Here is an 11,170-nt window from a genome sequence, read left to right as displayed (position 1 = left end):
CTTATATGCTATAGCTGAATGTCTTCTTCGCGAAGAGATTTTTTATCCCAATGCTGCCATATTTTACGGTGATTTTCGCGAATTTTTTGATGACGCTCAATAACTTTTGTGTGCGTTCGCTCATATCGATTCGTTGCATCTTTAATAGGAAGTGTAAATAATGGATCTCGAGGATTTTCATTATCTTCTTTATTTGGTTCATGCAAACGTTCAAATCTAGAAGAAACGTCTTCAGAAATACCAAAGCAGACCTTAGCTATTTTTATTGCGCTTAAAACGACAATAACAACTCCTAGCGCTACCATTATCAGCATAAAAACTGTTATGAGTAGCCAAATCCACCAAGGCATTGTTATTCCTCTGTATTCGCATTATCAGCGTGATTAACGCTTAATTCACGTTGAGCGCGAGCAATAATCATACTGCGCAATGTTTCAGGAGCAACAGCTGTAATATGACGTGCGTGAGCAATGCAAAAAGCAACGAACCATGAATCAGAAGAAACAGTAAGATGGACTTTTACTCCGCTGCCACAAGTTTCCATAGTGGCTCCAGAAAGATTCTTCAAAAAGTTCAATTCTGTTTCATCGGTAATGAAGCAAGTTTCAGTTCCGTTATCAAAGCTCCACTTGCGAAGTTCACTAACTGGCACATCTGGAATTTTAACTTGAGATACAGGCTCTACAACTTCTGCACGTTCAATACGTGCTACGCGAAGAACTTGCCAAATGCGAGGCAATCCATTCGCTTTATTAATTGTCGTATCTTTAGCAACAAATTCACGTTTATCTTCTGGTGTTTGCTGCTCTACATCAGTCCATACTGCAACATAGTAAACGCCTTCATCAACGTAAATCTTCGACGGTGCAACAATCTTGCGACGAATACGTCCTGCCCCGTCAGTGTATTCCATATCTAGTAAAGATCCAGAGTTAATAGCACTGCGAACAATAGAACAATTTCGAGGCTCAATTTCGTAACCTGTTAAACTCAGCCATGGAGTCTGACCAGGAAGAACATGACGGCGAAGACGCTTATACAAGGATTCAGCTTGTGTGCGCTGTTCAATAGGCAAAAGCAAGGAATGCGCCAAATAATTAGCAGACGCAGTAAGCATGCTCAAATATTGCTGTGAAATTCCAGCAAGTCTTTCCAATCCTAAAGAGTTAGTAGCAGAAACAATTCCCTCGTTCTCAAGAAGAGTCCAATCTATATCAAAGAATTGGCTTCCGGCCATTTCCCCATCGTCAGAAACAGTAGTAAGAGTATTTATATCCTTGTGAAGAATTGTAACAAATCGACGAAGTTCATCATCGCTTTTTGGTCTACCAATAAAACGCTCAGCAAGCTCGTCTAATGGGAATTCCTCTCCAAGATGAGCAGACAAGAAAAGCATCAATCGAAGCCTACGATCTACTTCACTTCCAGTTTGGAATGAAGAGCCTTTTTTGGTATGCGATTTATCAGTGTTGCTATTTTGTTCTTCAATATTTTGCGCTTCTTGTATAGCACCTTCTTCATCTTTTTGCTCATTTTCGTCATATTGAGCAAAATTAACTGCTGCGTGCAAACGGCGATGGAAAGCATCAACTGCTTCTTGAGGGCTTACTACGCTAGATCCAGGATGTTCTAGTACAAACATCGCTAAATCGTCAGCATCAGTATAAGCAACGTTTAAATGTTCACCATCGACATCCACAGTTGCGGCAAATCTGCGAGAATCAATAACTTTTACCAATGAATCAGGTAGCATTTGTGTTCCAAGACCAGGTGCGATTGAATCTAATCCTAAGCCAGGAATAGGAGTTTGTGGAACTCTAGGAGCAGTGCGAGAAGTGCGCTGTTGCTCGTGTTGACCTGAATCAAGAGAAGAAATAGACATTGAACGAGCAAGATAATTTGCTGCAGCTAAAACTGGTAATTCAGATTGGTCGAAACGTAAACGTACGCGAGGCTCATCGCCTAATTGCAAACGATAAGACGCAAAGTCTTGACCTTCGGACTTCGAAGAATATTCTGGCTGCCTAGACTCTATTGCAATACCCATAGCAGCAAGCTTTGCGCGATCTCGCTGGAACTGTTTTGCGAATGCTGCTTTAGCTGCTTGATCTGCAAGCTCACCGTATGAATCTGCATATGCCTTTACGCGCTGTGCAATTTGACGCGAAGTCAGCCATTGCGGGAATGCGGAAGACAATACAGCGAGTACATCTAACTCGTGTTTGCCCCATTTGTCGGAAAAACGTCGCCTTCCGTTGCTTCCTTCTACCATTAGTCCTCACGTATCATGTTTGTATCAATTTACTTATGCGCCTTGCATACAAGCGACTACGAAATGCAGCAAAACTTGTGTTGCAATATTGCGCACACCTTTTCTATTTTAATGGTGTTTTGCGGTACGTGTGGACATTTTTTTAAAAAACTTCTAATAATTATATATTTTTTATTCACACGAACATCAACAACGTTGAAAATACGCCATTTTTTCGCGACACGCCATATAATTTTTTTATAGATAATTTTATTTACTATCAATAAAAATCGCATATTTGCAAGAAATCTGCTTTAAACCCAAGAGTCTGGTTCAATTCCTTGTGGTCCCACGAATTCTCCATTTGGCACATAACTTGGTTCTCCTGTATCTTCTAAAACAGCGTCAGCAAACATTGAAACTTGGTTTCCAAATGTCCAATCTCCCCTAATAGTTACTGATTTTGCAGCAGCTAAAGCTGGGACAGAATATGGGAATCTTTCGTTGAAATCATTGATGTTTTTGTAATAACGTGGATCCAAATCAATATCAGGAAATATATAGTTACCATCTTCCATTTCATATGAATCAGTAAGATGGAATCTATCTGATCGCATAATAAATAAGTCATTGGTTGTTTTAACAGGCAAGAAACGCATTCGATCAACTTCTACGCAAATTGCGTCATCGAAAAGTGAAGCTATTGCTCCCATTGCTGTTTCCAATTGCACTACCGGAGTGCTGCTTTCGTCAGTTGGGTCAACAGTTTTGTGATTAAAAATAACAGGCAAAGGCAAAATCCCTTTGTGCTCTTTTAACTTTTTTTCTAGAGCATCTACACGAACCCAAATATTATTTGTGTTGAAATATGGATGTTTTTTAATGCTTTGTGCGCTTCTACGATCCTCAGGATGAACCTGTGTCATTTCTCGTAGCATTAGTCTTCCTGTTTTCGCGTCCCTAACAATGTGACCGCCCTTACGATCTGCTTGAGTTCGCTTCGCAACCTCAATCATGATAGGTGCGCCAGTATTTTCAAAATGTTGAGCAAGAGTGCGCGACGGTCTAGCACCTAAATTGTCAGAATTTGAAATAAACAAATACTCAATTCCATTTTCTTTAAGAGTATGCAATAAATCAGATTCCCACAGAGTTGAAAAAATATCGCCGTGACCTGGAGGGCACCATTCAAGAGATCGATCTTCCTTGTGAGAAACCGGTTCTCCAGTTTCCTCTGCTAATTTTGGTTCTTGATGTTGAATAATTTCTACAGGCATATTGTCTTGCACAAACTTGCGATTGCGTTTTAGTACTTGCAAAGTATCATGAGACGTGCGGAAAGAATTCATGAAAATAAGCGGAAGATTAACTCCTAATCGCTGACGAGCTGTAAGAACTTGTCCAATAATAATATCAATAAAGCGCATTTGGCGAGCTTTATGCCTACGAACTGGTAGTAAAGATTTTGCGCAAGACAAGCCCATAGATGTTCCCAAACCGCCATTTAATTTAATAAAAGCAGTTTTTGCGAATGCGTTAACAGCTTTGTCGTGATCAATAGTTTCGTAAATTTCGTGGAAAGTTGGAACGCTTTTAATAGGTTCAACCGTGCTCTCGCGAATAAACTCCGCAGACTTATCCCCTGATTTATCTAAATTCCAAGCATTATATAAGTGTTTAAATTGTTCAATAGCAATTTCGCTCATGCCTTGTTCGCGCATCTTTGCAGCGGACAACTCAAACGCGTCATCCATGTAAAAGCCTCCTCGTATGCATGTGACCTTAATAGTTTAGCGATTTGTGCGTTGCTGCGCAAATATTGCTTTTAACGGTTATTTTGAAATACTATTATGATTCTACCAAAGTTAGAAATTGCAAGATAGAAAATAATAAGCGCAGCCAATAATAAATACCGACTGCGCTTATGAGAAAATTTGCTACTAAACACCACTAAATATGAAATTTAGTTATTTTCTGCATTGTTGTCATCATTTTCTTCCGGTTCATCGCCAGTTTTTAGATGATGCTCGTCGTAGCCTTGCAAGTAACGAGTGTGACGCCAATGGTGAATAGAAGCGTTCGTACCGCGATGATGTACGTGATACTTACGTGGAGTACCTCCATAAGGAAGCTCTTTAACTTCGCTAGCAACTGCCATTTGGTTCACATTAGAAGGATCCATAATAGCAATTGGAGCAACAGGCTCTGGTTCTGTTGGAGCGGCAGTTCGATTCTTCAAGTGCGATGGCAACCATTGTGCAAACCAAGACAATGCCAAGCAAATAAGGAAATATATTACTGCTGCAACGCTTAATGTTTGCAAAATATTAAAGTACATTGATCCGAGTCTGCGCGATTCCTGAAGCAAATCAGTGTACATAATAATTGAACCAAGTGCAGTATCCTTCAAAACAACTACAAGCTGAGTTACTGCTGCAGGCATCATAGCAATAATTGCCTGAGGCATTTCAATTTGTGTCAATGATTGGTACTCGCTCAATCCTAATGCAAGTGAAGCTTCTCTTTGACCGTTTGGCAAGTTGCCAACACCTGATCTAACAAGTTCTGCAACAACAGAACCGTTATACATAATCAGTGCCAAAACAACAGCCCAGTATGATGATTCTTTCATACCAGAAAGTGCGAATGCTCTCCACAAGAAAATCATAAGCATCAATACTGGTACTGCGCGGCAAAATTCTACTACTATTGCGGAAATACTACGAATAATAAAATTAGGTAGTAAACGGCAAAGTCCGAAGAATAAGCCAAATACAATAGAACCAACTACTGCAAGTAACGATGCTTTTAGTGTCATCCATAATCCAGGAAGATAAAAATCAACCCAGGCCTCAGATTCGAGTGCAGGATTCCAAAGCGTCCAAGAAAGTTGGTTTTCTCCCTCTGGAGGATTGCTCAAACGAACGAGAATAGCAATAATGCAAATAACAAAAATGCAACCGGCAATAATATTAGCTATGCGAATTTTCTTAAGAGCTTTTGGACCTGGAGTATCGAATAATAATGATTGTTCACGTTGTTTAGCCATTGTTATCACCTTCTCACAGCAAGTTTATTTGACAAATAAGTAGTCAAAATGCCGATAGGAATGATGAGCATAATGTATCCGCAAGCGAAAATTAAGAAGATTGGAACAATCAAATCTGCATGTTTCTCAATCATTTCGCTCATCATTGTTGAAGTCTCAGTGGCAACTGATGCTGCAGCAGCAACTGTAGAATTTTTAAGCAAAGCAATAAATGTATTACCTAATGGTGCTACTGAACCGCAGAAAGTTTGTGGAAGAATTACTTGTGTTGCAGATTGGAAGAAATTTAATCCAAGGGCGCGGCAAGCTTCTGCTTGACCAACAGGTACGGTATTAAGACCAGATCTCAAAGATTCGCAAACAAATGCTGCAGTATAAAGCGACAATCCAGCAACTGCCAGCCAGAAGAAATTCACTTCAAAAATTGAGGAGAATCCTATCTTAAGCTGAGCGTAAACGCCTAAAACCATGAAAACCATAATGATGGTAAGTGGCATGTTTTTAAACAATTCAACATAAACTGTAGCAATCATGCGTAATGATGAAACAGGGCAAATGCGCATAGTAACAAGAATTACGCCAATAATTGATGAAAAAAGTACACTCCATAAAGTTATTTCAATATTAACCAAGAATGCTCCTGGAATATTGTAGGAGGTAAATAGCTGCATAAAATCTTGCATATTACTTCTCTCCTTCTTGAGGAATTGGCGGATTATACTTTGCGTTCGGCTTAAAGCCAGTGCCTCGTAAATTGTCGTCTAGAGCTCTTTTCCATGATCCGTTACGAATCATGTCTTTTAAGGCTGCATTAATTTTCTTAGCTAAGCCTGTATTTCCTTTTTTAATGCCAATTCCGTAATATTCTGCGGTAAATGGCTTGTTTACAAGCTTTAAACGACCTCGAGAAGCGGTTGCTAAACCAGCAAGAATAATGTCGTCGGTAGTTACAGCATCTACAATTCCTGAGAATAATGCAGTTGCACATTCTGCATAACCAGGCTGTTGCATAAGCTGTACTTTTGAAGAGTAACGCTCCTTAATAGCAATTGCAGATGTTGAGCCTGAAACTGAGCATAAACGCTTTCCGTCCAAATCATTTGGACCGCTTACTTTATGCTCATCTTTTCGAATTAGCAAATCCTGACCGGCAATAAAGTAAGGTCCTGCAAACGAAACCATTTTCTTGCGAGCGTCAGTAATGGAATATGTTGCAACAATCATATCTACATCACCGTTTTGAAGCATTGTTTCACGCTGTTTAGATGGTGATTCTTTCCATACGATTTGATCTTCTGAATAGCCGAGCTTTTTGGCAACGTACTTAGCAACATCAACGTCGAATCCAACGTAAGTTCCTGATTTTTTGAAACCCATACCAGGCTGATCGAATTTAATACCAATGCGTATGACTTTTTTACCATCGCTACGATCGCAAGCTGTAAGCGGCATAACGCAGCATACGGTACAAAGCATCGCTAGTATCGCACGAAAAATGCGATTTTGTAATATTTTCATATCTTTTCCCTTCGTAAGAACTGTTTTAAAGTTTCAGAATTTTTACTGAAAGATAAAACAAAAAAGCAGATTAATGCGTAAGAATCTTGGAAAGGAAATCTTTTGCACGATCAGTTTTTGGATGTTCAAAGAATTCTTCAGGAGTGCCTTGTTCAAGAATTTGACCATCTGCCATAAATACAATTCTGTCAGCTGCCTTGCGTGCAAATCCCATTTCGTGGGTAACACAAATCATAGTCATGCCTTCTTTTGCAAGCTCAACCATGACATCAAGAACTTCATTAACCATTTCCGGATCTAGTGCAGATGTAGGCTCGTCAAAAAGCATAACTTTTGGCTGCATAGCAAGAGCTCGAGCAATTGCAACACGCTGCTGCTGGCCGCCGGAAAGTTGTGAAGGCATTTTGTTTGCTTGATTATCAACTCCGACTCGAGTGAGCAATTCCATAGCAAGAGATTCAGCACTTTGCTGATCCATATGGCGCACTTTCATTGGAGCAAGAGTAACATTTTCCAAAATAGTCTTGTTAGCGAAAAGATTAAAGGACTGGAATACCATACCAACTTCTGCTCGCAAAGCTGCAAGTTCTTTTCCTTCTTGAGGAAGTGGCTCACCGTCAATACGTATGTCACCTGAATCAATAGTTTCGAGACGGTTAATTGTGCGACACATTGTCGATTTACCAGAACCAGATGGACCGATAATAACTAGTACTTCGCCTTTGTTAACAGTCAGATTGATGTCTTTTAGCACATGAAGTTTTCCATAATGCTTTTCGACATGACTTAGTTCTACGAGGGGATTTGCCGCTTTTTGCACTGAAATAGTGCGATTAGTCATATCCTCGGCGTTTGGATTTGACTTTGATACTTGCTTATCCATAACAAGAAGTTTAGCTAATCTGTGTTACAGCTATTTATCACTATCGTTACGTTTTGTAACTCTTACGTTACAAAAAAGCCGTTGATTGTGATTATAAAATCAACAATCAACGGCTTATCAATAATATTTTTTACAAGTATTTCTATTTACTCGTTTTCTTCTGGATCGTAATCAACGCCAGTTTCAGCACGCTGCTCGTCAGAAATCGGAGCAGGAGCGCCGGTTAGAGGATCTCGACCGCCGCCAGCCTTAGGGAATGCAATTACGTCGCGGATTGAGCTTGCGCCTGCCAAAATTGCAGCAGTACGATCCCAACCCAAAGCAATACCGGCGTGAGGTGGAGCACCATACTTGAAAGCTTCAAGCAAGAAGCCGAACTTTTCGTCAGCTTCAGCCTTATCGATTCCAAGAACATTAAGCACACGATCTTGAATATCGTCGCGGTGGATACGAACGGATCCGCCGCCCATTTCATTACCGTTGCACACGATATCGTAAGAATCGCTCATAGCGTGCTCTGGATCTTTATCAAACTTATCAATCCAATCAGCAGATGGCATTGTAAACGGATGGTGCATAGAAGTCCACTTTGAGTGACCAACGGCAACGTCGTCATCATCTGGATCATCAGTGCGCTTAAATAGTGGGAAGTCAACAACCCAAGTGAAAGCAAACTCATCTGGGTGAAGCAATCCTGCGCGGCTAGCAAGTTCAACGCGCACTGCGCCGAGCAAAAGCTGCGAAGACTCGCGAGAACCTGCTGCGAAGAACACTGCATCGCCATCTTCTGCTCCAACAGCTTCCTTAAGACCTGCGCGCTCTTCTTCACTAAGATTCTTAGCAACAGGACCCTTTAACTCGCCATCTTCACCAAACACAACGTAAGCCAATCCCTTAGCTCCACGCTGCTTAGCCCAATCCTGCCAAGCGTCAAATTGGCGACGAGGAGTTGCAGCACCGCCCTTAAAGAGCACAGCGCCAACGTATGAAGCTTGGAACACGCGGAATGGAGTGTTCTTAAAGTAGTCAGTCAACTCAATAAGTGGGTTTCCAAAACGCAAATCAGGCTTATCGGAACCATACTTATCCATTGCTTCCTGCCAAGTAATACGAGGCAAAGGAAGAGTAATCTCGTGACCAGCTTCCTTCCAAATAGCAGCAATAACGCGCTCTGCCATAGCCATAACATCTTCCTGGCTTGCAAAGCTCATTTCCATATCAAGCTGAGTGAACTCAGGCTGACGATCTGCACGGAAGTCTTCGTCGCGATAGCAACGAGCAAGCTGATAGTAGCGCTCGACGCCAGAAACCATGAGCAACTGCTTTAGAAGCTGAGGAGACTGTGGAAGTGCGTACCAAGAGCCTGGAACCAATCGTGCTGGAACAACGAAGTCGCGAGCACCTTCAGGAGTTGACTTAATGAAAGTTGGTGTTTCAACTTCAGTAAAGTTCATGTCTTCCAAAGCATGGCGGGCAGCCTTAGCCATATCAGAGCGAAGCTTCAAATTGCGCTGCATAGATGGGCGACGCAAATCAAGGTAACGATACTTCAAACGAACATCTTCGCTTGGAAGCTTGTTCTCGGACTCGTTTTCCAAAGCTGTTGAAACCTGGAATGGCAAAGCGTCTGACTTTGCGAGAATAGTAACAGTTTCTGCAACAATCTCAATTTTACCGGTTGCTAAATGATCGTTTTCGTTGCCATCTGGACGCAAGCGAACTTCGCCGGTCACTTGCACAACGAATTCACTACGCAATGGTCGTGCAGTTTCTTCATCGTAAATAACAACTTGCACTAAGCCTGTGTTATCACGGACATCAACAAAGGCAACTCCACCATGATCGCGGCGACGATCAACCCAACCAGCGATGGTTACTTTTTGCCCGACTAATTCTTCAGTCACTTCAACGGCATGATGTGTGCGATACGCCGTCTGGCTCATAAGTCCACTTCCTCTACAATCTAATTGATATATTCATTTGTTTCTATTGACATGATTTTGCGCACAATATTCAAGCAAATTTGCAAGAACATTATTTAGCGCAAGAAACTGTCTGCCGGGCATAAACAGTATCCGGTTGCCAAGACGTGGCATCCGCGGTTTCCTGTTCGCCAGTAATAATATTTTTTACTTCATCGTGAGATGACTCTGATTCAGTGCTATCAGCAGGGAACCACACATAAGGAATGCCGAGCTTGTCAGCATATTTTATTTGCTTACCAAGCTTTGCTGCGCTAGGAGCAACATCTGCTGCAATGCCTCGATCTCGTAAAGTTTTAGCAATAGCATTGCATGCAGGACGATCTTCTTCATTCCACACTGCAACAAGTACTGCAGCAGGAGAAACTCGGGAAACAGTAGCTCCTGCAGTGTGAAGCATATAAGAAAGCAGTCGAGACATGCCAATTGAAAGTCCTACGCCTGGATACTTCTTCTTGCCCTGTGAAACTAAATTATCGTAACGTCCACCAGAGCAAATTGAACCAAGAGATGCTGCATTATCAAGGAAAGTTTCGTAAACAGAACCAGTATAGTAGTCAAGTCCACGAGCAATCTTCAAATCAGCAACAACAGCGCCTGGGCGAATACGTGCTGCTTCGTCTACAATCATCGCAAGAGTTTCAACACCTTGAGAAGCTAAAACGTAAGACTCGTTATCATCACTTCGAGAAATATTATGCTTATCGCATAATTCGTTGAAACGAGACTTCAACTCATCTCCTGTTTCGGCAGTAAGTTCAGCTAATTCTAAGCATGCATCAGCTTGAGAAGCCGTAGCGCCGCATTCTTTTACCAAAAGCTTGGATACTTCTTCAGCGCCAATTTTGTCTAGCTTATCGATTTCTCGAAGAACTCCCTCGATATCGCTTAATCCAATACCGCGATAAAAACCTTCAGAAAGCTTTCGATTATTAGCATGAACAGTTGCCTTAGGAAGACCAAACTTACGTAAACGCTCAAGAGCTTCAACCATAACAAGTGGAAGTTCAACTTCGTAGTGTGAAGGTAATTCGCCATTTCCTACGACATCGATATCTGCTTGAACAAACTCACGGAAACGACCTTCTTGTGGACGCTCCCCTCGCCAAACTTTTTGCATTTGCCAGCGCTTAAATGGGAACGTCAAATCGCCAGTATGCTCAACGACGTAACGGCTGAGTGGAACTGTTAAATCGAAATGTAAGCCAATGCGTTCTTCTACAGGAGTGTCGGATTCGTGACCAACTTCTTGTAAACGCGATAATAAATAAATTTCTTTACTGGTTTCGCCTTTTTTTAATAAGCTTGAACCCTGTTCTACTGCACGCGTTTCAATTCCAATAAAACCGTTGAGTTCAAACACTTCTCTTAGTGTGTCAATTACTTGCTGTTCAACAGCGCGTTCACTAGGAAGCCATTCAGGGAAACCCGATATTGATGAGCCTTGTACCATGTCCACTATAATAGGTGGTGTTGCGGAAAAATCA

9 protein-coding genes are annotated in these 11,170 nt (G+C 41.5%); all 9 read right to left on the bottom strand.

The annotated features are described in order from the left end of the window. Window positions 1–8 precede the first annotated feature (8 nt). Window positions 9–350 carry a hypothetical protein gene (locus HXT57_RS03710; RefSeq protein ID WP_102155146.1) on the bottom strand — a complete coding sequence of 114 codons (342 nt, stop codon included), beginning with the start codon at window positions 348–350 and terminating at the stop codon, window positions 9–11. Window positions 351–352: 2 nt separating this feature from the next. Next, window positions 353–2,272: a helix-turn-helix transcriptional regulator gene (locus HXT57_RS03705; RefSeq protein ID WP_004108930.1), complete on the bottom strand. Its 1,920-nt coding sequence runs from the start codon at window positions 2,270–2,272 to the stop codon at window positions 353–355. A 293-nt stretch (window positions 2,273–2,565) separates the two neighbouring features. Beyond that, window positions 2,566–4,005 carry a UTP--glucose-1-phosphate uridylyltransferase gene (locus HXT57_RS03700; protein ID WP_102155148.1) on the bottom strand — a complete coding sequence of 480 codons (1,440 nt, stop codon included), beginning with the start codon at window positions 4,003–4,005 and terminating at the stop codon, window positions 2,566–2,568. Window positions 4,006–4,214: 209 nt separating this feature from the next. Continuing rightward, a complete protein-coding gene (locus HXT57_RS03695; protein WP_064621584.1) occupies window positions 4,215–5,300 on the bottom strand; it encodes an amino acid ABC transporter permease in 1,086 nt (361 codons plus the stop codon). A 5-nt stretch (window positions 5,301–5,305) separates the two neighbouring features. After that, window positions 5,306–5,983: an ABC transporter permease subunit gene (locus tag HXT57_RS03690; protein ID WP_004108938.1), complete on the bottom strand. Its 678-nt coding sequence runs from the start codon at window positions 5,981–5,983 to the stop codon at window positions 5,306–5,308. A gap of 1 nt (window position 5,984) precedes the next feature. After that, entirely contained in the window at window positions 5,985–6,818 is an 834-nt protein-coding gene (locus tag HXT57_RS03685; RefSeq protein WP_102155150.1) for a glutamate ABC transporter substrate-binding protein, read from the bottom strand. A gap of 70 nt (window positions 6,819–6,888) precedes the next feature. Continuing rightward, window positions 6,889–7,701, bottom strand: a complete 813-nt coding sequence (locus tag HXT57_RS03680; RefSeq protein WP_012914189.1) for an amino acid ABC transporter ATP-binding protein — start codon at window positions 7,699–7,701, stop codon at window positions 6,889–6,891. 146 nt (window positions 7,702–7,847) lie between these two features. Next, on the bottom strand, window positions 7,848–9,644 hold the full coding sequence (gene aspS, locus HXT57_RS03675; RefSeq protein WP_116431675.1) for an aspartate--tRNA ligase: 1,797 nt from the start codon (window positions 9,642–9,644) through the stop codon (window positions 7,848–7,850). Window positions 9,645–9,735: 91 nt separating this feature from the next. Then, window positions 9,736–11,136: a histidine--tRNA ligase gene (gene hisS, locus HXT57_RS03670; protein ID WP_041160579.1), complete on the bottom strand. Its 1,401-nt coding sequence runs from the start codon at window positions 11,134–11,136 to the stop codon at window positions 9,736–9,738. Window positions 11,137–11,170 lie beyond the last annotated feature (34 nt).

It is taken from the genome of Gardnerella sp. KA00771, assembly GCF_049244045.1.
Taxonomy (GTDB): Bacteria; Actinomycetota; Actinomycetes; order Actinomycetales; family Bifidobacteriaceae; genus Bifidobacterium; species Bifidobacterium swidsinskii.
Note: the sequence above shows the minus strand (reverse complement) of the source record. Positions and strands in the feature narration are given on the sequence as shown.